Source organism: Enterobacter cloacae complex sp. 342H5, assembly GCF_050030905.1.
Taxonomy (GTDB): Bacteria; Pseudomonadota; Gammaproteobacteria; order Enterobacterales; family Enterobacteriaceae; genus Enterobacter; species Enterobacter intestinihominis.
Window position 1 is genome coordinate 4,132,845 of sequence record NZ_JBLGVB010000001.1, and the last position, 21,396, is coordinate 4,154,240.

At 55.0% G+C, this 21,396-nt stretch carries 27 protein-coding genes; 4 read left to right on the forward strand and 23 right to left on the reverse strand.

What is annotated here, in order from left to right:
* Window positions 1–5: 5 nt before the first annotated feature.
* Both rplC and rpsJ read right to left on the reverse strand, forming a co-directional pair.
* Window positions 6–635, reverse strand: a complete 630-nt coding sequence (gene rplC / locus ACQG03_RS19790; RefSeq protein ID WP_006178923.1) for a 50S ribosomal protein L3 — start codon at window positions 633–635, stop codon at window positions 6–8.
* 32 nt (window positions 636–667) lie between these two features.
* Window positions 668–979 carry a 30S ribosomal protein S10 gene (gene rpsJ / locus ACQG03_RS19795; RefSeq protein WP_001181005.1) on the reverse strand — a complete coding sequence of 104 codons (312 nt, stop codon included), beginning with the start codon at window positions 977–979 and terminating at the stop codon, window positions 668–670.
* Window positions 980–1,359: 380 nt separating this feature from the next.
* Between rpsJ and ACQG03_RS19800 the strand changes: the two genes are divergently transcribed.
* The gene (locus ACQG03_RS19800) at window positions 1,360–1,833 is read left to right on the forward strand and encodes a prepilin peptidase (RefSeq protein ID WP_022649590.1); all 474 of its coding nucleotides are present in this window, start codon (window positions 1,360–1,362) and stop codon (window positions 1,831–1,833) included.
* On the opposite strand, the gene bfr is transcribed toward ACQG03_RS19800, so the two are convergent.
* The 11 genes from bfr to fkpA all read right to left on the reverse strand — a co-directional run bounded on the left by bfr (window position 1,817) and on the right by fkpA (window position 10,017).
* Window positions 1,817–2,293, reverse strand: coding sequence for a bacterioferritin (gene bfr, locus ACQG03_RS19805; RefSeq protein ID WP_003863270.1), 477 nt, complete (start codon window positions 2,291–2,293; stop codon window positions 1,817–1,819). The genes ACQG03_RS19800 and bfr overlap by 17 nt on opposite strands.
* Before the next feature lie 72 nt (window positions 2,294–2,365).
* Window positions 2,366–2,560, reverse strand: a complete 195-nt coding sequence (gene bfd / locus ACQG03_RS19810) for a bacterioferritin-associated ferredoxin (RefSeq protein WP_003863268.1) — start codon at window positions 2,558–2,560, stop codon at window positions 2,366–2,368.
* A 177-nt stretch (window positions 2,561–2,737) separates the two neighbouring features.
* Entirely contained in the window at window positions 2,738–3,922 is a 1,185-nt protein-coding gene (tuf, locus tag ACQG03_RS19815; RefSeq protein WP_017693880.1) for an elongation factor Tu, read from the reverse strand.
* A 69-nt stretch (window positions 3,923–3,991) separates the two neighbouring features.
* Window positions 3,992–6,106: an elongation factor G gene (gene fusA / locus ACQG03_RS19820; RefSeq protein ID WP_022649591.1), complete on the reverse strand. Its 2,115-nt coding sequence runs from the start codon at window positions 6,104–6,106 to the stop codon at window positions 3,992–3,994.
* A gap of 96 nt (window positions 6,107–6,202) precedes the next feature.
* Window positions 6,203–6,673, reverse strand: a complete 471-nt coding sequence (gene rpsG / locus ACQG03_RS19825) for a 30S ribosomal protein S7 (RefSeq protein ID WP_003861706.1) — start codon at window positions 6,671–6,673, stop codon at window positions 6,203–6,205.
* A gap of 96 nt (window positions 6,674–6,769) precedes the next feature.
* The gene (gene rpsL, locus ACQG03_RS19830; RefSeq protein WP_000246815.1) at window positions 6,770–7,144 is read right to left on the reverse strand and encodes a 30S ribosomal protein S12; all 375 of its coding nucleotides are present in this window, start codon (window positions 7,142–7,144) and stop codon (window positions 6,770–6,772) included.
* Window positions 7,145–7,268: 124 nt separating this feature from the next.
* On the reverse strand, window positions 7,269–7,556 hold the full coding sequence (tusB, locus tag ACQG03_RS19835; RefSeq protein WP_063163899.1) for a sulfurtransferase complex subunit TusB: 288 nt from the start codon (window positions 7,554–7,556) through the stop codon (window positions 7,269–7,271).
* 7 nt (window positions 7,557–7,563) lie between these two features.
* Window positions 7,564–7,923, reverse strand: coding sequence for a sulfurtransferase complex subunit TusC (gene tusC, locus ACQG03_RS19840; RefSeq protein ID WP_023298759.1), 360 nt, complete (start codon window positions 7,921–7,923; stop codon window positions 7,564–7,566).
* On the reverse strand, window positions 7,923–8,309 hold the full coding sequence (tusD, locus tag ACQG03_RS19845) for a sulfurtransferase complex subunit TusD (RefSeq protein ID WP_003861699.1): 387 nt from the start codon (window positions 8,307–8,309) through the stop codon (window positions 7,923–7,925). Before tusD ends, tusC begins: the two co-directional genes overlap by 1 nt.
* A complete protein-coding gene (locus tag ACQG03_RS19850) occupies window positions 8,309–9,031 on the reverse strand; it encodes a helix-turn-helix transcriptional regulator (protein ID WP_003861697.1) in 723 nt (240 codons plus the stop codon). Before ACQG03_RS19850 ends, tusD begins: the two co-directional genes overlap by 1 nt.
* A gap of 167 nt (window positions 9,032–9,198) precedes the next feature.
* Complete coding sequence (gene fkpA / locus ACQG03_RS19855; RefSeq protein ID WP_063163900.1) at window positions 9,199–10,017, reverse strand: FKBP-type peptidyl-prolyl cis-trans isomerase; 819 nt, start codon at window positions 10,015–10,017, stop codon at window positions 9,199–9,201.
* A 238-nt stretch (window positions 10,018–10,255) separates the two neighbouring features.
* Between fkpA and ACQG03_RS19860 the strand changes: the two genes are divergently transcribed.
* Window positions 10,256–10,474, forward strand: coding sequence for a protein SlyX (locus ACQG03_RS19860; protein ID WP_023298761.1), 219 nt, complete (start codon window positions 10,256–10,258; stop codon window positions 10,472–10,474).
* Window positions 10,475–10,525: 51 nt separating this feature from the next.
* Here ACQG03_RS19860 and slyD read toward each other — a convergent pair whose 3' ends face one another.
* The 4 genes from slyD to kefG form a co-directional block, all read right to left on the reverse strand.
* Window positions 10,526–11,116 (reverse strand): peptidylprolyl isomerase, encoded by a 591-nt coding sequence (gene slyD / locus ACQG03_RS19865; protein WP_003861691.1) that lies wholly within the window; start codon window positions 11,114–11,116, stop codon window positions 10,526–10,528.
* Between the two features lie 94 nt (window positions 11,117–11,210).
* A complete protein-coding gene (locus tag ACQG03_RS19870; RefSeq protein WP_022649597.1) occupies window positions 11,211–11,411 on the reverse strand; it encodes a YheV family putative zinc ribbon protein in 201 nt (66 codons plus the stop codon).
* 13 nt (window positions 11,412–11,424) lie between these two features.
* A complete protein-coding gene (gene kefB / locus ACQG03_RS19875) occupies window positions 11,425–13,230 on the reverse strand; it encodes a glutathione-regulated potassium-efflux system protein KefB (protein ID WP_003861688.1) in 1,806 nt (601 codons plus the stop codon).
* Window positions 13,230–13,781 (reverse strand): glutathione-regulated potassium-efflux system ancillary protein KefG, encoded by a 552-nt coding sequence (kefG, locus tag ACQG03_RS19880; protein ID WP_003861686.1) that lies wholly within the window; start codon window positions 13,779–13,781, stop codon window positions 13,230–13,232. The genes kefB and kefG overlap by 1 nt, the downstream gene beginning before the upstream one ends.
* Window positions 13,782–13,913: 132 nt before the next feature.
* On the opposite strand from kefG, the gene ACQG03_RS19885 reads away from it, so the two are divergent.
* The gene (locus tag ACQG03_RS19885; protein ID WP_063163901.1) at window positions 13,914–15,818 is read left to right on the forward strand and encodes an ABC transporter ATP-binding protein; all 1,905 of its coding nucleotides are present in this window, start codon (window positions 13,914–13,916) and stop codon (window positions 15,816–15,818) included.
* A 15-nt stretch (window positions 15,819–15,833) separates the two neighbouring features.
* A complete protein-coding gene (locus ACQG03_RS19890; protein ID WP_022649599.1) occupies window positions 15,834–16,766 on the forward strand; it encodes a LysR substrate-binding domain-containing protein in 933 nt (310 codons plus the stop codon).
* Window positions 16,767–16,868: 102 nt separating this feature from the next.
* On the opposite strand, the gene mdcH is transcribed toward ACQG03_RS19890, so the two are convergent.
* The 6 genes from mdcH to mdcC all read right to left on the reverse strand — a co-directional run bounded on the left by mdcH (window position 16,869) and on the right by mdcC (window position 21,393).
* Complete coding sequence (mdcH, locus tag ACQG03_RS19895) at window positions 16,869–17,765, reverse strand: malonate decarboxylase subunit epsilon (RefSeq protein WP_022649600.1); 897 nt, start codon at window positions 17,763–17,765, stop codon at window positions 16,869–16,871.
* Complete coding sequence (locus ACQG03_RS19900; RefSeq protein WP_063149302.1) at window positions 17,765–18,382, reverse strand: malonate decarboxylase holo-ACP synthase; 618 nt, start codon at window positions 18,380–18,382, stop codon at window positions 17,765–17,767. Before ACQG03_RS19900 ends, mdcH begins: the two co-directional genes overlap by 1 nt.
* 2 nt (window positions 18,383–18,384) lie before the next feature.
* On the reverse strand, window positions 18,385–19,344 hold the full coding sequence (locus tag ACQG03_RS19905) for an AEC family transporter (protein WP_023307100.1): 960 nt from the start codon (window positions 19,342–19,344) through the stop codon (window positions 18,385–18,387).
* A 123-nt stretch (window positions 19,345–19,467) separates the two neighbouring features.
* Window positions 19,468–20,268 carry a biotin-independent malonate decarboxylase subunit gamma gene (gene mdcE, locus ACQG03_RS19910; protein ID WP_003861675.1) on the reverse strand — a complete coding sequence of 267 codons (801 nt, stop codon included), beginning with the start codon at window positions 20,266–20,268 and terminating at the stop codon, window positions 19,468–19,470.
* Window positions 20,268–21,101, reverse strand: a complete 834-nt coding sequence (locus tag ACQG03_RS19915) for a biotin-independent malonate decarboxylase subunit beta (protein WP_003861672.1) — start codon at window positions 21,099–21,101, stop codon at window positions 20,268–20,270. Before ACQG03_RS19915 ends, mdcE begins: the two co-directional genes overlap by 1 nt.
* On the reverse strand, window positions 21,094–21,393 hold the full coding sequence (gene mdcC / locus ACQG03_RS19920; protein ID WP_000411786.1) for a malonate decarboxylase acyl carrier protein: 300 nt from the start codon (window positions 21,391–21,393) through the stop codon (window positions 21,094–21,096). Before mdcC ends, ACQG03_RS19915 begins: the two co-directional genes overlap by 8 nt.
* Window positions 21,394–21,396: the final 3 nt, after the last annotated feature.

The following is a 21,396-nucleotide window of genomic DNA, read 5'->3' on the forward strand; positions in this document are numbered from 1 at the left end:
TCCCCTTACGCCTTCACAGCTGGTTTAACGATCAGGTCGCTACCGGTTGCACCCGGGACCGCACCTTTAACCAGCAGCAGGTTGCGCTCAGCGTCAACACGTACTACGTCCAGGCTCTGAACGGTTACACGTTCGTTGCCCAGCTGACCTGCCATTTTCTTGCCTTTGAACACTTTGCCCGGAGTCTGGTTCTGACCGATAGAACCCGGAACGCGGTGAGACAAGGAGTTACCGTGAGTAGCGTCCTGGGTACGGAAGTTCCAGCGCTTAACGGTACCAGCAAAACCTTTACCTTTAGAGGTACCGGTTACGTCAACTTTTTTAACGTCAGCAAACAGCTCAACGCTAATGTCCTGACCTACGGTGAACTCTTCGCCTTCAGCAAGACGGAATTCCCACAGACCACGGCCAGCTTCTACGCCAGCTTTAGCGAAGTGACCCGCTTCTGGTTTGGTTACACGGTTAGCTTTTTTAGCACCAGTGGTCACCTGAACAGCGCGGTAGCCATCGTTAGCCAGATCTTTAACCTGGGTAACGCGGTTTGCTTCAACTTCGATTACGGTTACTGGGATTGAAACGCCATCTTCAGTGAAGATGCGGGTCATGCCCACTTTTTTACCGACTAAACCAATCATTGTATCAACCTCTCAATCGCTCGATGACCTGATTAACCCAGGCTGATCTGCACGTCTACACCGGCAGCCAGATCCAGACGCATCAGAGCATCAACGGTTTTCTCAGTTGGCTCAACGATGTCAACCAGACGCTTGTGAGTGCGGATCTCGTACTGATCACGCGCATCTTTGTTAACGTGCGGAGAGATCAGAACGGTAAAGCGCTCTTTGCGGGTCGGCAGCGGGATCGGACCACGGACTTGCGCACCAGTGCGCTTAGCAGTCTCGACGATTTCCGCGGTTGATTGATCGATCAGACGATGATCAAACGCTTTAAGGCGGATACGGATTCTTTGGTTCTGCATGAGACCAGAGCTCCAATTATTTTATAAACGAAAATGATTACTCCTCAAACCCATTACGATTGATGGGAGAGTGTAACCGTTCTTACGTAGCTCCCCAATTGGGAGCATTGTTGAGTAACAAAGTGAGCTACTCTGGTTCAGATTGAACCCGCCGTCAATTACGACAAGCCCGCGCATTATACGTAAATCAGCGAAAGACGCAAGTGCCGTTTAGAAATTAAGCGCCAAAGTCGTACTCTGCGTAAGGCCTCGCAATTTTTTATGCAAAGTATCCCTTCTCAACTCTTTGTCTGAAGCCGCTGCGCAATTGGTGTTTTTACACATTGCCGGGCATGCAGATTATTACGAGTATGCGCTCAAACCATTTTGAGGCTCTCGCTATGCTAATGTCCCTCCCCTTTCTGCTGATCTATTTTGCGTTATCGGCCTTGCTTGTACGCACCGATATTCGCACGGGGCTGCTTCCCGATAAATTCCTTTGCCCGCTGCTATGGACGGGCCTGCTCTACCAGCTTTGTCTTCATCCTGATTTTTTGCCGAGCGCGGTAGTGGGTGCGACGGCAGGATACGCCGGATTCGCCGTTATATATTGGGGATATCGACTCATCTGCCGATGTGAAGGGATGGGGTATGGCGACATAAAATATCTTGCGGCGCTGGGAGCATGGCATGGCTGGTGTGTACTGCCAGTACTGGCATTAGTGGCCGCGTTAATGGCTCTGCTGTATCTGGTTGGTTTCTCGTTGTTCAACCCTGATAAGCAGGCATTAAAAAACCCACTGCCTTTTGGGCCATTTCTGGCGGCAGCGGGTTTATGCGTTGGCTGGGAAAGCCTGATTAACTTTCCACTTTGATCTGAGACTGAAGGTAGTTCTGTAGGCCAATTTTGCTAATGAGATCCAGTTCGGTCTCAAGCCAGTCGATGTGCCCTTCTTCATCGGCCAGGATCTGGATCATCATATCCCGGCTGACGTAGTCATGTACGCTGTCCGCATAGGCAATGGCTTCACGCAGGTCTTTTGCACCCTCCAGCTCCAGCCGGAGATCAGAACGCAACATCTCTTCAACATCTTCTCCGATGCCCAGTTTTCCGAGATCCTGTAGGTTAGGAATGCCTTCGAGGAATAAAATACGCTCAATATATTTATCGGCGTGTTTCATTTCATCAATGGACTCATGGTATTCAACATCGTTGAGGCGAGTCAGTCCCCAGTTTTTGAACATTCTTGCATGGAGAAAATACTGATTGATTGCGACAAGCTCATTTCCCAATAATTTATTGAGATAACTTATGATTTTAACATCACCTTTCATTATATAGTCCCTCCGCTTCCACTCATTGAAGCGTAGATCGGGCTACAGGGATGTCAAAAAAAAGATGGAGGCTTACGCGATCTCTTTGAATTCCGGGATCTGCATCAGTTCGTCCTGCATGATCTCACGCGCTGCGCGAACGCATTTACCGCATTGATTTCCCACCGGAACAAACTTACGAAGCTGCTGGAAAGATTGTGGTTGAAACTGGCGAACGGCCTGACGAATTTTTTTGTCGCTTACACCATTACATAAACAAACGTACATAAAGACTCCCGTTCAAAATATGCGCAAAGTGTAAATGAGAATGGTTATGATTACAATAGCACGGGCGTCGGAATACGTGGCGGGAGAAAGCAAAAAATGCGAATTTTTATGATAATGCCCAACGGCAGAAAACAAAAAAGGACGCCGAAGCGTCCTTTTTATTTCAGGGATAATTAATTAGCCCAGAACTTTAGCAACAACGCCCGCGCCAACGGTACGGCCGCCTTCACGGATTGCGAAACGCAGACCGTCATCCATCGCGATTGGGTGGATCAGAGTCACAACCATCTTGATGTTGTCGCCTGGCATTACCATCTCTACGCCTTCTGGCAGTTCGATGGTACCGGTCACGTCAGTTGTACGGAAGTAGAACTGTGGACGGTAGCCTTTGAAGAACGGAGTATGACGGCCGCCTTCGTCTTTGGACAGAATGTACACTTCAGATTCGAACTTGGTGTGTGGCTTGATTGAGCCTGGCTTCGCCAGAACCTGACCACGTTCGATTTCTTCACGTTTGATACCACGCAGCAGAACACCAACGTTCTCACCAGCACGGCCTTCGTCCAGCAGTTTGCGGAACATTTCAACGCCAGTACAGGTAGACTTCGCAGTCTCTTTGATACCAACGATTTCAACTTCTTCACCAACTTTGATGATACCGCGCTCTACACGACCGGTAACAACGGTACCACGACCGGAGATGGAGAATACGTCTTCGATTGGCAGCAGGAATGGCTTGTCAATCGCACGCTCTGGTTCTGGGATGTAAGAATCCAGGTAGCCAGCCAGTTCGATGATTTTCTCTTCCCACTCTGCTTCGCCTTCCAGCGCTTTCAGCGCGGAACCACGAACGATTGGGGTATCGTCGCCTGGGAAATCGTACTGAGACAGCAGTTCACGAACTTCCATCTCTACCAGTTCCAGCAGCTCTTCGTCATCAACCATGTCGCATTTGTTCAGGAACACGATGATGAAAGGAACGCCTACCTGACGACCCAGCAGGATGTGCTCACGAGTCTGAGGCATAGGGCCGTCAGTCGCAGCAACAACCAGGATCGCGCCGTCCATCTGCGCAGCACCGGTGATCATGTTTTTAACATAGTCGGCGTGGCCTGGGCAGTCTACGTGTGCGTAGTGGCGAGTCGGGGTGTCATACTCAACGTGAGAGGTGTTGATGGTGATACCACGAGCTTTTTCTTCTGGTGCGTTATCGATCTGGTCGAAAGCACGAGCAGCACCGCCGTAGGTTTTAGCCAGTACGGTAGTGATTGCAGCAGTCAGGGTAGTTTTACCATGGTCAACGTGGCCGATAGTACCAACGTTGACGTGCGGTTTTGTACGTTCAAATTTTTCTTTAGACACGGCTATATTCCTTACTATAGTGCTCTCCCCTTCGGAGAGAGCACGGGACTTAGGTTTTAATCCTGTGGATTACTTACCACGGGCTTCGATAACGGCCTGAGCAACGTTGTTCGGCGCATCATCATACTTCAGGAATTCCATAGTGTATGATGCACGACCTTTGGTCAGAGAACGCAGCTGAGTTGCATATCCGAACATTTCAGACAGCGGAACTTCAGCGTGGATCTTAACGCCAGTTACTTCGGATTCCTGACCACGCAGCATACCGCGACGACGGCTCAAGTCACCGATAACGTCACCGGTGTTCTCTTCCGGAGTTTCTACTTCAACCTTCATGATTGGCTCAAGCAGAACTGGTTTTGCTTTCTTAAAGCCTTCTTTAAAGGCAATAGACGCAGCCAGTTTAAACGCCAGTTCAGAGGAGTCAACGTCGTGGTAAGAACCGAAGTGCAGACGAACACCCATGTCTACAACCGGGTAACCAGCCAGAGGACCAGCTTTCAGCTGCTCCTGGATACCTTTATCAACGGCAGGGATGTATTCGCCAGGAATTACACCACCTTTGATGTCGTTGATGAACTCGTAACCTTTAGGGTTAGAGCCCGGCTCCAGTGGGTACATGTCGATCACAACGTGACCGTACTGACCGCGACCACCAGACTGCTTAGCGTGTTTACCTTCAACATCGGTAACTTTCGCGCGAATCGCTTCGCGGTAAGCAACCTGAGGTTTACCCACGTTCGCTTCAACGTTGAATTCACGCTTCATACGGTCAACGATGATGTCCAGGTGCAGTTCACCCATACCAGCGATGATGGTCTGGTTAGATTCTTCATCAGTCCATACGCGGAATGATGGGTCTTCTTTCGCCAGACGGCCCAGAGCCAGACCCATTTTTTCCTGGTCAGCTTTGGTTTTTGGTTCAACCGCGATGGAGATTACCGGCTCAGGGAATTCCATACGCTCCAGAATGATCGGGTGATCCGGGTCACACAGGGTGTCACCAGTAGTCACGTCTTTCAGACCGATAGCAGCAGCGATGTCGCCCGCACGAACTTCTTTGATCTCTTCACGTTTGTTAGCGTGCATCTGTACGATACGGCCAAAACGTTCACGCGCCGATTTCACGGAGTTCAGGATGGTGTCACCGGAGTTAACCACACCAGAGTAAACGCGGAAGAAGGTCAGGTTACCCACGAATGGGTCGGTAGCAATTTTGAACGCCAGCGCAGAGAACGGCTCGTCATCACTTGCGTGACGCTCAGCCGGAGTATCTTTACCGTCGTCCAGGATGCCGTTGATCGCAGGAACGTCAACCGGGGATGGCAGGTAGTCAACTACCGCATCCAGCATTGCCTGAACACCTTTGTTCTTGAACGCAGAACCACAGGTTACCAGGATGATTTCGTTGTTCAGAACACGCTGACGCAGAGCAGATTTGATCTCTTGCTCAGTCAGTTCTTCACCACCCAGGTATTTCTCCATCAGCTCTTCAGAAGCTTCTGCTGCGGATTCGATCAGGTTCTGGTGCCATTCGTCAGCCAGGTCCTGCATCTCTGCCGGGATATCTTCGTATTCGAAGGTAACGCCCGCATCTGCTTCGTTCCAGTTGATGGCTTTCATTTTCACCAGGTCGATAACACCGGTGAAGCCTTCTTCAGCACCAATTGCCAGCTGAAGCGGAACAGGGTTCGCGCCCAGACGGGTTTTGATCTGGCCAACAACTTTCAGGAAGTTAGCACCCATACGGTCCATTTTGTTAACGAACGCGATGCGTGGAACTTTATATTTGTTAGCCTGACGCCATACGGTTTCAGACTGTGGCTGAACACCACCAACTGCGCAATAAACCATTACCGCGCCGTCAAGAACACGCATGGAACGTTCTACTTCGATGGTGAAGTCAACGTGCCCTGGGGTGTCGATGATGTTTACGCGATGCGGTTCGTACTGCTTAGCCATACCTGACCAGAAAGCAGTAGTCGCTGCGGAGGTGATAGTAATACCACGCTCCTGCTCCTGTTCCATCCAGTCCATGGTGGCTGCGCCGTCATGAACTTCACCGATTTTATGGTTTACACCGGTGTAGAACAGAATACGTTCGGTAGTAGTGGTTTTACCGGCGTCGATGTGCGCACTGATACCGATGTTACGGTAGCGTGCGATGGGTGTTGTACGAGCCATTTGATTCCTCGTTTATATCTTTAGGCGTTCAGTTAAGTTACCCAGAGCGGGCGGCTTCTCTGAAGCGCCCGCCTGGTGACTACGACTCCGAAGGGATTACCAACGGTAGTGTGCGAACGCCTTGTTGGCTTCTGCCATACGGTGAACGTCTTCACGTTTCTTAACTGCAGTACCTTTGTTTTCTGCAGCATCAGAAAGTTCGTTCGCCAGACGCAGAGCCATGGATTTATCACCGCGTTTACGAGCAGCTTCAACGATCCAACGCATTGCCAGAGCATTACGACGAACCGGACGAACTTCAACTGGAACCTGATAAGTAGAACCACCAACGCGGCGAGACTTAACTTCTACAGTCGGGCGCACGTTGTCGAGAGCGACTTCGAAAGCTTCCAGTTCATTTTTACCAGAACGCTGAGCCAGGGTCTCCAGCGCGCTGTATACGATTGCTTCTGCAGTAGATTTTTTACCATCTACCATCAGGATATTTACAAATTTTGCCAGCAGTTCTGATCCGAATTTCGGATCTGGAAGAATTTTACGCTGACCAATGACGCGACGACGTGGCATGGGATTACTCCGTTGTTAATTCAGGATTGTCCAAAACTCTACGAGTTTAGTTTGACATTAAGATAAATCAGTTTGGCCTTACTTAACGGAGAACCATTAAGCCTTAGGACGCTTCACGCCGTACTTGGAGCGAGCCTGCTTACGGTCTTTAACACCTGAGCAGTCCAGCGCACCACGAACGGTGTGGTAACGAACACCCGGAAGGTCTTTAACACGACCGCCACGGATCAGGATCACGGAGTGCTCCTGAAGGTTGTGACCTTCACCACCGATGTAGGAAGTCACTTCGAAACCGTTAGTCAAACGCACACGGCATACTTTACGCAGTGCGGAGTTTGGTTTTTTAGGAGTGGTGGTATATACACGAGTACATACGCCACGTTTCTGCGGGCAGGCTTCCAGCGCAGGCACGTTGCTTTTTGCAACTTTGCGTGCACGTGGTTTGCGTACCAGCTGGTTAACTGTTGCCATTAAATAGCTCCTGGTTTTAGCTTTTGCTTCGTAAACACGTAATAAAACGACCTCATACAATATGAGGACGCGAAATTTTAGGGCTACGTCGAAAAGGTGTCAAGAAATATACAGCGATCTCAAATCACCAGTTCATTTGACTGGCGTGCGTCACAGTAAGATTGACGAAATCAGTATAGCCAACCACGTCAATTTTGGCTGAAATTTGACCAGAAAGACCCCGCGCATCCAGATCCTCTTTAAGCGCAGAGACTGTTATGGGGGCATTAGCGAGGATTTCAACAAAACGGCTGCCATCAAGCGCCGCGAGCACGCCATCCTGAATCAGCAGCAGATCATCGCCTTCGCGCAGCATGCTCAGTAACGTGTCGATATCGCATTGCCACGGTGAACGTCTCAGAGTATGGAGCATGATAGCCTCAGAAAGTCAGAACGGTATCGTAGTGAGAAAGTTGTTCGCGCAGCGCAGAAGATGTCAGGATCGTCACGTCCAGCACGAACGGTATTTTCTCATTTAACCCACGAGCGGCCAGCGAGTCGGCGCACACATAGAAGGTTTCAATGTCATAGAGCGGCAGAACTTTAAAGGTCGCAATGTAGTCGCGCGCAAGAATAGCCTGCGGTTGTTGGCCTGCCAGAAGCTGGAATACGCCATCGCCTAAAAAGAAGACGCCAATATCTTCGGTTAAAGCCGAGGTCGCGAGCAATGCATCCAGCCCTTCCCGGCCTGAAGCGCTGCCATGCGGGGCAGAAGTAAAAACAAACGCTACGCGCTTCATCAAAATTGCACCACTCTGTCGCAGGTCAACGCCGCCTGTGCTAATGCGCCTAATCCGCTGAGCGAAAAGCCCGGTTGCAGGTTAGCCCCCGCCAGACCAAGGCGTTCGGCTTCAGTCGCATCCGTCACGCCGCGACGCAGTGCCGCCGCGACGCAGATATGCAGGTCGACGCCCTGCGTTTCGTTTAATTTTTGCCAGGCGCGCACAAGGTCAAACTCATCGCTCGCCGGGGACGTAAACTGGTTCGCGTTATAGACCCCTTCACGATAGAAGAAGACGCTTGCCAGTTCATGACCGGCATCAAGCAGCGCATGGGCAAACTGTAGCGCGCTGCTGGCCTGCTGGGTACCGTACGCCGGGCCCGTCACCATTAACGCAAAACGCATTACTTGTCTTGCCCCAGGAAGTCGCCGCTTTTGAACTGGCGAATATAGAGGTAAACCGTGTGTTTGGAGATATTCAGGCGATCGGCCACCTGGTTGATGGCATCTTTGATATCAAAAATCCCTTTCTCATAGAGGTTCAGGACGATCTGACGATTCTTGGCGTTGTTGGATACGTTGCGATCGGCATTCACCTCTTCAATGGTGAACTCCAGCGTCTGTGTCACGAGATCCTCAACAGAAGAGGCAAAGTTCACCGATGAGCCCACGTCCGGCGTTTCTGGCGGAATGAAAGTGCTCATGATTTGCGAGAATGGCACATCAAGGTTCATGTTGATGCACAGCAGACCGATCACCCGGTGTTCGCGGTTTCGAATCGCGATAGTTTCTGATTTCATCAGCACGCCGCTTTTGGCGCGGGTGAAATAGCATTTTGAGACGCTGCTGTCCGCGCCGGTCATGTCATGCAACATACGCAATGCAAGGTCGGTGATTGGCGAACCAATTTTACGGCCAGTGTGCTCACCATTCGCAATGCGGATAGCGGAACACTTAAGATCTTGCAGGGAATGCAATACGATTTCGCAGTGGGAACCAATGAGCATCGCTAACCCGTCCACTACCGCTTCGTAGGATTTCAGAATATCGAAGTCGGTCTGGTCAAATGGACGTTGATCCAGCAAATCAAGTTCACTGGTTTCGTTGGTTAAAAGCGACCTGGACATGAAAAAAACACTCCTTTTCAGGAGCCTGTCGTTAGGTTTTCAGGGCAGGCTCATTATCTACACGGACAACTAAATTAATACAGCGTGTATAACGCTTTCCAGTGTTAATTATATCTGCCCCACAATAAAAAAACCGCCGCCTGTAAAGGCGGCGGTTTTTTTCAGCATTACTTCTTAGCTGCTGCGGCTTTGTCGTCAGCCGGTGCGTCTGTTTTCGCATCCGCTTTCGGCGCCGGTTTGATGTCCAGCAGTTCTACATCAAATACCAGCGTAGAGTTAGCCGGGATACCCGGAACGCCGGTTTTGCCGTAAGCCAGATCCGGTGGGATGACCAGCTTGATTTTACCGCCTTTCTTGATGTTCTTCAGGCCTTCGGTCCAGCCCGGGATCACACCGTCCAGACGGAAGGAGAGAGGCTCACCGCGAGTATAAGAGTTATCGAACTCTTTACCGTCGATCAGCGTACCTTTGTAGTTAACTACAACGGTGTCGCTGTCTTTAGGCGCGTCGCCGGTACCTTCTTTCTCAACTTTATAGATCAGGCCAGTAGAAGACGTTTTAACGCCTTTCTCTTTAGCGAACTTATCGCGGTAGGCTTTGCCTTTCGCTTCGTTATCTTTAGCGTCTGCTTCCATCTTGGTCTGAGCGGCGCCTTTCACGCGCGCTTCAAACGCTTGCAGAGTCTGCTCGATTTCCTGGTCAGACAGTTTGCTCTTGTCTGCGAACGCATCCTGAACCCCTGCGATCAGCTGGTTTTTGTCCAGTTTGATGCCCAGTTTCTCTTGTTCTTTCAGAGAGTTTTCCATGTAACGGCCCAGAGACGCGCCAAGTGCGTAGGCGGATTTCTGGTCGTCATTCTTGAATGCCGCTTTGCTGTCTGTAGTCGCAGCAGGCTTCGCAGCAGTTTCAGCAGCGAAAGACAGCGGCGCATTGAGCGCTACAGCCATAGTGGTCGCCAGCAGCGTAACTTTAAACAGTGATTTCATCCATATCTCCAGGACCTGAGGTCTCTCACCCCAGTGTTAAACGTAAATGAGTGACGTACTATAAAACGTTGTGGAAGAAATCTACAGACAGACTCCCCCGAATGTCGCTTCTTTTCAGACTATTTTTGTTTAAATAAGTTTCTTGTCAGGGAGATGGATACTGTACTTAAGGAAAAAGTCAGATAAACTTCGCCGCCGCTGGTCCATTATGGCGCATGAGAGATAAACGAGGTGAATGATGAAGGATACAACGATCGAAGCGAGACTGGCTGAGCTGGAAAGCCGCCTGGCTTTTCAGGACATCACCATCGAAGAACTGAACCAGACCGTGACGGCTCATGAGCTTGAAATGGCAAAAATGCGCGATTTGATGCGACTTCTCACTGAAAAAGTGAAGGCAACGCAGTCGTCGCACATCGCCTCTCAGGCTGAAGAGACGCCACCACCTCATTATTGAGGCGTAAAAAAAGCGGGATTATCCCGCTTTTTTATTTTCCGCAGTACGGAATCAGTGGCAGCCGCAGCCGCCGTTACCGCAACCACCTTTACCGTGGCCGTGGTCATGACCATGATCGTGGCCGTGACCACCGCAGCAGCCGTCGTGGCCGTGATCGTGGTCATGGTCGTGACCGTGCGCACCATGAACGTGGCCATGAGCCAGCTCTTCTTCGGTCGCTTCACGGATAGCAACAACTTCTACGTTGAACTTCAGGTTCTGACCAGCCAGCATGTGGTTGCCGTCAACCACAACGTGGTCGTCTTCAACTTCTGTGATTTCAACCGGAACCGGACCCTGGTCAGTTTCAGCCAGGAAGCGCATGCCAACCTGCAACTCGTCAACGCCCATGAACACGTCTTTAGGAACGCGCTGAACCAGGTTGTCATCATACTGACCGTAAGCGTCGTTCGCGCCGACAGCAACGTCGAATTTGTCGCCAACTTCATGACCTTCCAGCGCCGTTTCCAGGCCGGAAATCAGGGAACCGTGACCATGCAGGTAGTCCAGCGGCGCACTCACCGGAGACTCATCAACCAACACACCGTCTTCTGTACGTACCTGATAGGCCAGGCTGACCACCAGGTCTTTTGCTACTTTCATGATATCTCCTGAGCGTGGGAAAATTGCTGGCGCAGATTGTAGCGGAATTCTGCACCCGTGTACCCTTAAGCTTAAAAAAACTCAGAGCATATCGCTAGTCTGGATGAAAAATGCCGATCACTTGCTCTTCTTTGCGAACGTGATCGCGGGCTTCTTTGTCGGCCTCACGCATCTGGTGACCGCACTTAACACATTCAACAATATCGATATTATTCTCCCGCCACATGGCCAGCGTATCTTGCGCCTGGCAGGACGGGCATTTTGCGCCCGCGATAAAGCGTTTACGTAAAGCCATCTTTCGTTACCCTTTATTCAAATTCATCCCAGCCGTCGAGCTGGCGTCGTTCCTGTTGCATCTCACGCTGGAAGATCTCCTCCAGTTCGCGACGCGCTTCCCGCACGCGGGAGATCTGCGCCGTGTCGCTGTGCACAGGCATCAGTTCACGCAGCATTCGCATATCCAGCCGGCGGAAATGCATCTGGGCGCGTTGCGCCTGGTGAGGATGCATACCCAGCGAAACCAGCGCCTTGCGCCCCAGCTCCAGCGCGCTGGAGAAGGTTTCGCGGGAGAAGTGTTTCACACCCGCCTGCAAAAGTTCGTGAGCCTCAACACGTCCGCGCGCACGCGCCAGAATATGCAGATGCGGGAAATGCTGCTGGCACAGCTCCACCAGCTTCATTGTGTCTTCCGGATCGTTACAGGTGATGACGATGGACTCCGCAGCCTCTGCGCCCGCCGAGCGCAACAGCTCAAGCTGCGTCGCATCCCCGTAGTACACCTTATAACCATATTTGCGCATCAGGTTGACGGCGCTGATATCGCGCTCCAGCACCGTAATGCGCATTTTATTTGCCATCAACAGGCGACCAATCACCTGTCCGAAGCGGCCAAAGCCCACGACGATCACCTGCGGTTTATCATCTTCCACCCACGGCGCTTCGTCTTCATCGTCTGCGGGATTCAGGCGGCGCGACAGCAGTTTGTCCACCAGCTTCATCAGCAGCGGCGTGGTCATCATCGACAGCGTGACCGTCACCAGTAGCAGCGCCATCTGGTCATCTTTGAACAGCTTCTGAGACGACGCAGTGGAAAACAGCACAAACGCAAACTCTCCGCCCTGACTTAACACGCTGGAAAACTGCATCCTTTCCGAGCTGCGCAGCCCGTAAATCCGCGCGAGGAGATACAGCACCAGCGTTTTGACCGCCACCAGCACGGCGACACTCGCAATAACCCACAGCAGATGGGTATAGAGCACGCCAAGATTAAGCGCCATACCCACCGAGATAAAGAACAGCCCTAACAGCAGCCCCTTAAACGGATCGATGGCGGTTTCCAGCTCGTGGCGGTACTCGCTTTCCGCAAGCAGCACCCCGGCGATAAACGTCCCGAGCGCCATCGACAGCCCCAGCGCATCCATAAACAGCGCTGAACCAAGCACCAGCAGCAGCGTTGCGGCGGTGAAGACCTCGCGTACGCCGGATGCCGCAATAAACCGGAACACTGGACGCAGTAAAAACCGTCCGCCGATCAGCATCCCCGCGAAGGCCAGCACCTTCATGGAGATCTTCATCCAGTCGAAATGATCGTCTCCGGAGCCTGCCAGCAGCGGCACCAGCGCCAGCGCCGGGATCACCGCTAAATCCTGGAACAGCAGCACCGAAAAGCCCAGTTGCCCCGCCTCGTTGCGGTTCATCCCTTTGTCGCGCATCAGCTGAAGCGCCATCGCCGTCGACGACATCGCAAGACCGATCCCGCCAATCACCGCCGCCTGCCAGGAAAACTGCGTCAGCATCAGCAGGCCCGCCAGAATGGCGGCGCTGAGCAATACCTGCGCCGCCCCGACGCCAAAAATAGATTGCCGCAGTTGCCACAGCTTGGACGGATTAAGCTCAAGCCCGATGATAAACATCAGGAACACCACGCCCAGTTCAGAGAAGTGGAGAATTTCATCCACATCGCTGATAAACCCAAGCCCCCAGGGACCAATGGCTATCCCCGCCAGCAAATAGCCCAGCACCGCGCCAATGCCGAGACGCGCGGCAAGGGGGACCGCGACGACGGCGGCAAACAAAAACAGCACCCCGGCGAGGAGTAAATTCGAACCGTCCATTAGCGTCCTCCCGCCGGAATCGGTGACGCCAGCCATTCGCCATAGGCCCTGGCATGGCTCGCCAGCGCTTTCGGATCCTGCCGCCGTGCCCAGTAGATAATAATCGGGCTCATCCAGTGCATACGGCACATCGCCGCCGTCAGCTCAAACGGCCGCAGAATGTCGCTCATGGGGTAACGGTTCAGCCCGTCGTGACGGTAAGCGCTTTCCGGCTCACCGGTGGTGATGACACTCCGCCAGTACTTTCCCGCCAGTTGGTTGCCCCCCACCCCGCTGGAAAAGCCCCGGCTCAGCACGCGGTCCAGCCACTCTTTCAGCAGCGCCGGACAGCTATAGGTATAAAGCGGATGCTGGAACACAATCACGTCGTGCTGACGCAGCAGTTCCTGCTCGTAAGGAATATCAATAAAGAAATCGGGATAGTGCGCGTAGAGATCGTGCACCGTTACGTTACTGAGCTGTGTGGCCGGCTTAAGCAGCACCCGGTTTGCCACCGAGTCCTGTGATTCCGGATGGGCATACAGCAGCAGCACTTTCGCTGTCTGAGACATCACTCCCCTCCCGGTTCTGTTTTTGTGTATTGTTGTCGTTTTGGGCTACCATGGCGGCCCGGTGGGGAAATTGGCCCACACCTTACATTATCATAATGACAAATTAACATAGTCGGAACATACGGCGCTTCTATGATTGTTTTCTCCTCGTTACAAATTCGTCGCGGCGTGCGCGTCCTGCTGGATAACGCGACTGCTACCATCAACCCGGGCCAGAAAGTGGGGCTGGTCGGCAAAAACGGCTGCGGTAAATCCACCCTGCTGGCACTGCTGAAAAACGAGATAAGCGCGGATGGCGGGAACTTTACCTTCCCGGGCAACTGGCAGCTCGCCTGGGTAAACCAGGAGACCCCCGCGCTGAGCGAACCGGCGCTCGACTATGTTATCGACGGCGACCGTGAATACCGCAAGCTCGAAGCGGAGCTCAACGCCGCCAACGAGCACAACGACGGCCACGCCATCGCCACCGTCCACGGCAAGCTGGACGCCATCGACGCCTGGACCATTCGCTCCCGCGCCTCCAGCCTGCTGCACGGCCTGGGCTTCAGCAACGAACAGCTTGAACGCCCGGTGAGCGATTTCTCGGGTGGCTGGCGTATGCGCCTTAACCTGGCGCAGGCGCTGATCTGCCGCTCTGACCTCCTGCTGCTCGATGAACCGACCAACCACCTCGATCTCGATGCGGTTATTTGGCTGGAGAAGTGGCTCAAGAGCTATCAGGGCACTCTGATTCTGATCTCCCACGACCGCGACTTCCTCGACCCGGTGGTGGATAAAATCATTCATATCGAACAGCAAAGCCTGTTCGAGTACACCGGCAACTACAGCTCTTTCGAGCGCCAGCGCGCGACGCGCCTCGCCCAGCAGCAGGCGATGTATGAAAGCCAGCAGCAGCGCGTGGCGCACTTGCAAAGCTTTGTGGATCGCTTCAAGGCCAAGGCGTCAAAAGCCAAGCAGGCGCAGAGCCGCGTCAAAATGCTGGAACGCATGGAGATGATCGCCCCCGCGCACGTGGATAACCCGTTCCACTTTAGCTTCCGCGAGCCGGAGAGCCTGCCGAACCCGCTGCTGAAGATGGAAAAAGTGAGCGCGGGCTATGGCGATCGCATTATTCTCGACTCTATCAAGCTCAACCTGGTGCCGGGTTCACGCATCGGTCTGCTGGGGCGTAACGGCGCCGGTAAATCGACGCTGATCAAGCTGCTGGCGGGCGAGCTTAACCCGGTCAGCGGCGAAATCGGGCTGGCGAAGGGCATCAAGCTTGGCTACTTCGCTCAGCATCAGCTGGAATTTTTACGCGCCGATGAATCGCCGATCCAGCACCTGGCGCGCCTGGCGCCGCAGGAGATGGAGCAGAAGCTGCGCGACTACCTCGGCGGCTTTGGCTTCCAGGGCGATAAGGTGACTGAAAATACAGCGCGTTTCTCCGGCGGCGAAAAAGCGCGTCTGGTGCTGGCGCTGATCGTCTGGCAGCGTCCAAACCTGCTGCTGCTCGATGAACCGACCAACCACCTCGATCTCGACATGCGTCAGGCGCTGACCGAAGCGCTGATCGAGTTCGAAGGGGCGCTGGTTGTCGTTTCGCACGATCGCCACCTGATCCGCTCCACCACCGACGATCTCTATCTGGTTCACGGCGGCAAAGTGGAGCCGTTCGACGGCGATCTGGAAGATTACCAGCAGTGGTTGACGGACGTGCAGAAGCAGGAAAACCAGCCGGAAGAGTCAGCGAAAGACAACGCCAACAGCGCCCAGGCGCGTAAAGACCAGAAGCGCCGTGAAGCGGAACTGCGCACCCAGACTCAGCCGCTGCGTAAAGAGATTACCCGCCTCGAAAAAGAGATGGAAAAGCTTAACGCCACGCTTGCCGCCGTCGAAGAGAAGCTGGGCGACAGCGAACTGTACGATCAGAGCCGCAAAGCGGAGCTGACGGACTGTCTGCAAACGCAGGCGAAAACCAAATCCAGTCTCGAAGAGTGCGAAATGGCATGGCTGGACGCGCAGGAACAGCTGGAAGCGATGCTGCAAGCCGACTAACACGCCGGGAGGGTTATGGGCTTCGATACCACGAGCGAGATTACATTCCGTAAGCTCAGCATCTTCATGACGTTCATGGACAAGGGCAATATCGCACGTACCGCCGAAACGCTCGGCCTGAGCGGTGTCAGCGTGCACCGCGCGCTGCATACCCTCGAAGAGAACGTCCGCTGCCCGCTCTTTGCTCACAAAGGGCGTAACCTGATTGCCCTCCCCTCCGCATGGACGCTGCTGGAGTATTGTCAGGAGGTGATGCAGGTGATGGAGCGCGGGCTGGAAGAGTCGCGCAAGATTGCCGGTATCGGCCAGGGACGGTTGCGCGTCGGTACGCTTTACTCGCTGACGCTGGAAACCGTGCCGCGCCTGATAATGGGCATGAAGCTGCGCCGTCCGGATCTGGAGATGGATCTGACGATGGGCTCGAACGAAACCCTGCTCCATATGCTGGATGAGGGGTCGCTGGATGCGATTTTAATCTCTATCTCCGAGAGCGATATCGACCGTAACAGCCTCGAAGTGCTGCCCCTGTTCCATGACGATATTTTCCTTGCCGCACCGGCCTCTGCCACGCTGAATACCAGCGGTCCCGCCGATCTGCGTGACTATAAAGATCAGAAGTTTGTCGCCCTCGCGGAAGGGTTCGCCACTTACGCCGGGTTTCAGGAAGCGTTTCATATTGCCGGTTTCGAGCCGGAGATTGTGACGCGGGTAAACGATATTTTCTCGATGCTGAGCCTGGTACAGGCGGGGGTCGGGTTTACGCTGATGCCGGGCAGGATGAAGAAAGTGTACGAAAATTCGGTGCAGCTACTGAAGCTGGCACAGCCGTACCAGATGCAGCAGCTGATTGCGATCGTCTTCGCCCGCAACCGCGAGCAGGATCCGAGCCTGCGAGCATTGGCCGCGGAAGGGCGGATGTACGCCAGAAGTTTGCAGGACGGAGCCTGAGGCCTTGCCGGGTGGCGACGCGTTGCGTCTTACCCGGCCTACAAAATAATACAACCGAACCCGTAGGCCCGGTAAGGCGCAGCCGCCACCGGGCAAAAAAACTCACGCACGAAGCCGCCCCGCCAGATGCACCGCCACGTCCACCCCGCTGCGCTCCAGCGAAATGGATTCGCCTTCCCACGCCGCCTGCCGCGTCAGGCAGGTTAATATGCCTCCCGGCGGCATCTCAATCGCCAGCCGCGCTTCACGCTCGTTAGCGGAAATCACCGCCTCCTGCCAGCGCACGGTTCGCGCCATGTTCATTGCCAGATCGTCGGCAATTTTCTCCGGCTGCCAGAGCACGCGTCCGGTACTGCCGCTCAGGTACGCGCAGCGGGGACGGGAAAGCGTGACCGATTCAAACGCCGCTGCCAGCTTCTTCGCCGGTTCCGCCAGCAGCGCGCAGTGCGATGGCACGCTCACCGCCAGCCGTTTGGCCTTGCTTGCACCCTTCGCCAGCGCGCGCTCCGCCACCTGCGCCATACCGTCATCGGTTCCGGCAATCACGATCTGCGTTTCGGCGTTCAGGTTAGCGATATAGGTTCCAGTCCCCTGAATCAGGTTTTCCACCTGCGGCAGGGTCAACCCCATAATCGCCGTCAGGCCGTAGCCGTGCGGATACGCCTGCTCCATCAAATCACCGCGCAGCGCCACCAGCTTCAGCGCATCCGTAAAGTCCAGCGAGCCTGCGATAACCGCCGCAGGATAAGCGCCAATGGACAGACCGCTGACAATATCCGGCGACACGCCGCGACGTTCCAGCTCGCGCGCCCAGGCCACGCCGGCAATCAGCAGTGAAAGCTGAACCGCACGGGTGTGGGTTAACGAGGATGCGCTGTCCAGGGTATCGACTTCCGCCCCCAGCACAGCACGGGCCTGCTCCAGCTCCGTTCCCGGCAGGTTTTGCAGCATACCTTCGTGCTGTGTGCCCTGCCCCGGAAAGGTAAACAGTATTTTCATTACTCCTCCCTGTGCCATGGATCCGCTACCAGGCGCGGTCCACATTGCGTTTTTAGCAGCGTTTTGCCGTCGCGTAACCATTCTGCCAGCGCGAATCCGCCCTCGGGCGTGTCCACCTGCGTATCCGCCCGGCACAACGCACGGCTGAGCTGAGCCTGCCAGTCAGTAAACGCCTCAGGGGAAACGGTACGCGGGGCGCGGATCAGCAGATCGAGATCGCTATCGGCGTGGATCACCGGAATGCCGGTCGCCAGCGCGTAACCCGTACTGCCGGTTATCCCCCACGTCCACGGCCACGACTGCTGCGCAAGCTGAAGCGCCACCTGAACCGGCGGCTGAGTGACAAACGGCGAACGCAGCAGGTCGGCGGCAACGCTCAACTCTTCGGGCGACACCACGCGCAACACGTTCTCAGGTTTCACCCATCCGGCCGCCCGCTGGTCGCGGCGCAATCCGCGCACGCCAACGGGAATACGGCCTTCATTATCAACATCACGCCGCACCACTACCGGCAGCCCGGTATGCCAGGCCGCGTCTGCCCAGGATTCGGTAATCCCTTCCAGGGCGTCGCGCGCGGTAAGCCAGATGAGGTCGTGTGGGCGTAATGTTGCGGTCATGATTACATTCCTGAAGTCAGCGAGATAAACAGCGGCAGCGACAGGATACACAGTATGGAGCTCAACAGCAGCACGGCTTCAGCATCCGGCGACTGCACGCCAAAGCGGTTACCGAACACCACGCCAAAGAAGCCCGCAGACAGCGCAATCATCAGGATGGCGGTGATCGCCACGGAGCCGTGCAGACCGAAGATTAAAACGATACCCCAGGCAATCGCTGGCTGGATCAGCAGCTTGGCGATAGTGGATGTGATCACCATGGTGTTGATCTGAAGCTTACGCGCGGAGAGGATCACCCCGGTCAGGAACAGCGCCGCAGCGGTCGCGGACAGTCCCAGCGGTTTAATCGCCGCCAGTACCAGCTCCGGCATTTTGATGCCGATAGCGGACAGGATCACCCCCAGCAGCGGGCCCATCACGATCGGTTTTTTAATGGAGCGCCACATCAGCACCGGCAGCATGGAAAGCGTTGAACCGGAGTTATTGCCCTCGGCGCGCGCTTTTTCACGCTCCAGAATAAGCAGGCAGAACGGGGTCATCAGCACCGAACCACAGGCGATGGAGACCGCCACGGAGAGTGAAGTAGAAGAACTTTCACCCAGCACGCTGCCCAGAATCGGCAGGCCGAGCGCCGCATAGTTTGGCAGGGCGACGGTCAGCGTCAGTACGGCCGCATCCTGCGGAGATTTTTTAAAGACTTTGGTGGCGAGGAAGTAGATGGCCGCATAGGTGATCCACATCGCCAGGGTGAGCACCAGGATCAGCGGCGACTGCGCCACAATGCCGGTCCACGGGGTTTGCACGGTGGCGCTGAACAGCGCGGCAGGGAGTGCAAAATCCATAACGAAGATATTCAGCAGGGAAACATTTTTGTTATCGACCATCTTTGCTTTACCGGCCCAGAATCCCAGCAGCATGATGACGAAAATCGGTGCAAGAGCATGAACAATTACGTAAGTCATAAATCACCTGTAGTAAAAAAGTTTAAGCACTGGCGCGATGTTTATTATTTTCAGGATGCAGGTTCCCGCGTGGACGCAACGGGCGCGCCCACGGGGTAATGCATCTGGCAGGTCTCTTTTTACTTACCAGCTGGCTCGCATACGTTCACGTACGAGCGCCGAGCTGCGGCGGTTGTCAGCACCCAGACGGTTTTTCAACGTGGTGTCCTGACGAGCGTCGCTGATGGCCTGTTGCAGGGTAGTTTTCACCCGCGTCAGATCGCTTTCGGAAGGGGCATCCGGGTTGCTGATATCCAGCAGGTCGGAGAGCAGCCCCAGCGTGGCGTAGTTGCTGATGTCGTACGCCATTGGCGGAATGGTTGCCGCCAGTTTTTCCAGCGCCTCCACGGTACGCAGCGTAATGCGCGCCGCAGACTCTTTGCCCATGGCATGGATCAGCACGCCTTTATCGTTGAAGGCAATCAGGCGGTTGGCCTGATAGCCGTGCGCCAGAAACGCGCCGGACATGGCCTTACCGACGATAAGACCAATCACCGGATGCCCCGCCAGCCGCGCATTGGCATAGGCGGCAGCGGCGCCGGCCAGCGCCTGGTGGATACCAAACGCCTCTTCGCGACGGCCATAGGCCTGGCTTGGGACATCGATCACCGCCACAATCGGGCGCTTCACGGCTTTATCTGCGTCAGCGGCGACGGTTTCGCTGACCACTTTTGCCAGCGTCCAGCCCTCCAGCAGCCCCACTTCCCCTTGCGCCGCGCGCGGGAAGTGGTTGTTGGCGTCCGGCACCACGGCGACAAAGCGCACCGTTTCACCGTTCAGCTCGCCGTCTGCCGCCTGCACGGACGGGCATAACCCCTCCAGACGTTTCGCGTTCGGGGCCAGAGTTTCCAGCCAGAGTTCGCCACGGCTAATTGAGTTAGTCATCATTTCACCTCCCGGGCAAAAAGCGCTTTAATCTGTTCGGCATCGGCCTGTTTGCGGGTGTCGAAATTCGTCAGACGGTTCAGGTAATCGTCATAGTTATCGGTGCGATGTTTCGCCGGTACGCCTTTGGCGATGGCCTCGTTCATCGCGGCTTTCACCGCGTTCACGCCGTCGCCCACCAGCGCGTCCACCAGTCCGCTTTCATAGCGCACTTCGCCGCCGGTCATGCTCCAGATAAACGGACGGTCGCGGGAGTCATATTCTTCAATGCCCGCTTCCTGCTCAATAACCTGCGGGCCGTTGAGGCCAAGACGCGCTTCGCGGGTTACAATCAGGTAGCTGCACAGCGCCGCGGCGATAGACATCCCGCCGAAGCAGCCCACGGTCCCGGCGACAATCCCGACAACCGGGGTATAGCGACGCAGGTCAACGATCGCGGCGTGGATATCGGCAATCGCCGCCAGGCCAAGGTTGGCTTCCTGCAAACGTACGCCGCCGGTTTCGAGGCACAGTACCGCCTGAGTCGGAATGCCGTTGCGGTTATCTTCCGCAGCCAGCTCCAGCGCCGCCGCCATTTTGGCACCGGACACTTCGCCCATGCTGCCGCCCTGGAAGGTGCCTTCAATCGCCACCACCACTGCAGGCTGGCCGTTGATGGTCCCTTTCGCGACTACCATGCCGTCATCGGCCTGAGGAACAATCCCCTGTGGCCCAAGCCACGGAGAGATAATGCCTTCAAACGGATCCAGCAGTTCGCGGTAGCTGCCGTCGTCGAGCAGCGCCTGCGCACGCTGGCGCGCTTTTAATTCGATAAAGCTGCTGTCATCACGCATGGTTCACCCCTTCAAAAACCTGTTCGATACGAATGCGTGCCACGCCCGGCGTCGCGCCGAAGTCGTGGATGGTCAGCTTACCTGCGGGCAGGCTGCTGACGGTTTGCAGGCGATTGAACAACGCCTCCCAGCGCCCACGGCTGTTGTCGACGGAGGTGGTGATATCAATGGTTAAGGTCTGGCCCGGTTCGGCGGTGAAAAGCACCTCCATATCCCCGGAACCGACTACCCCTGCCAGCGCCCTGCCGCTTACTTCGCGGCTGGCGGGCACGGTCAATGTGATTTTTTCCATAAC

Bases quoted from the DNA above. Each gene is read 5' to 3' on its own strand.
- rplC (WP_006178923.1), bottom strand. From the start codon at position 635: ATGATTGGTTTAGTCGGTAAAAAAGTGGGCATGACCCGCATCTTCACT.
- rpsJ (WP_001181005.1), bottom strand. From the start codon at position 979: ATGCAGAACCAAAGAATCCGTATCCGCCTTAAAGCGTTTGATCATCGT.
- ACQG03_RS19800 (WP_022649590.1), top strand. From the start codon at position 1,360: ATGCTAATGTCCCTCCCCTTTCTGCTGATCTATTTTGCGTTATCGGCC.
- bfr (WP_003863270.1), bottom strand. From the start codon at position 2,293: ATGAAAGGTGATGTTAAAATCATAAGTTATCTCAATAAATTATTGGGA.
- bfd (WP_003863268.1), bottom strand. From the start codon at position 2,560: ATGTACGTTTGTTTATGTAATGGTGTAAGCGACAAAAAAATTCGTCAG.
- fusA (WP_022649591.1), bottom strand. From the start codon at position 6,106: ATGGCTCGTACAACACCCATCGCACGCTACCGTAACATCGGTATCAGT.
- rpsG (WP_003861706.1), bottom strand. From the start codon at position 6,673: ATGCCACGTCGTCGCGTCATTGGTCAGCGTAAAATTCTTCCAGATCCG.
- rpsL (WP_000246815.1), bottom strand. From the start codon at position 7,144: ATGGCAACAGTTAACCAGCTGGTACGCAAACCACGTGCACGCAAAGTT.
- tusB (WP_063163899.1), bottom strand. From the start codon at position 7,556: ATGCTCCATACTCTGAGACGTTCACCGTGGCAATGCGATATCGACACG.
- tusC (WP_023298759.1), bottom strand. From the start codon at position 7,923: ATGAAGCGCGTAGCGTTTGTTTTTACTTCTGCCCCGCATGGCAGCGCT.
- tusD (WP_003861699.1), bottom strand. From the start codon at position 8,309: ATGCGTTTTGCGTTAATGGTGACGGGCCCGGCGTACGGTACCCAGCAG.
- ACQG03_RS19850 (WP_003861697.1), bottom strand. From the start codon at position 9,031: ATGTCCAGGTCGCTTTTAACCAACGAAACCAGTGAACTTGATTTGCTG.
- fkpA (WP_063163900.1), bottom strand. From the start codon at position 10,017: ATGAAATCACTGTTTAAAGTTACGCTGCTGGCGACCACTATGGCTGTA.
- ACQG03_RS19860 (WP_023298761.1), top strand. From the start codon at position 10,256: ATGAAGGATACAACGATCGAAGCGAGACTGGCTGAGCTGGAAAGCCGC.
- slyD (WP_003861691.1), bottom strand. From the start codon at position 11,116: ATGAAAGTAGCAAAAGACCTGGTGGTCAGCCTGGCCTATCAGGTACGT.
- ACQG03_RS19870 (WP_022649597.1), bottom strand. From the start codon at position 11,411: ATGGCTTTACGTAAACGCTTTATCGCGGGCGCAAAATGCCCGTCCTGC.
- kefB (WP_003861688.1), bottom strand. From the start codon at position 13,230: ATGGACGGTTCGAATTTACTCCTCGCCGGGGTGCTGTTTTTGTTTGCC.
- kefG (WP_003861686.1), bottom strand. From the start codon at position 13,781: ATGTCTCAGACAGCGAAAGTGCTGCTGCTGTATGCCCATCCGGAATCA.
- ACQG03_RS19885 (WP_063163901.1), top strand. From the start codon at position 13,914: ATGATTGTTTTCTCCTCGTTACAAATTCGTCGCGGCGTGCGCGTCCTG.
- ACQG03_RS19890 (WP_022649599.1), top strand. From the start codon at position 15,834: ATGGGCTTCGATACCACGAGCGAGATTACATTCCGTAAGCTCAGCATC.
- mdcH (WP_022649600.1), bottom strand. From the start codon at position 17,765: ATGAAAATACTGTTTACCTTTCCGGGGCAGGGCACACAGCACGAAGGT.
- ACQG03_RS19900 (WP_063149302.1), bottom strand. From the start codon at position 18,382: ATGACCGCAACATTACGCCCACACGACCTCATCTGGCTTACCGCGCGC.
- ACQG03_RS19905 (WP_023307100.1), bottom strand. From the start codon at position 19,344: ATGACTTACGTAATTGTTCATGCTCTTGCACCGATTTTCGTCATCATG.
- mdcE (WP_003861675.1), bottom strand. From the start codon at position 20,268: ATGACTAACTCAATTAGCCGTGGCGAACTCTGGCTGGAAACTCTGGCC.
- ACQG03_RS19915 (WP_003861672.1), bottom strand. From the start codon at position 21,101: ATGCGTGATGACAGCAGCTTTATCGAATTAAAAGCGCGCCAGCGTGCG.
- mdcC (WP_000411786.1), bottom strand. From the start codon at position 21,393: ATGGAAAAAATCACATTGACCGTGCCCGCCAGCCGCGAAGTAAGCGGC.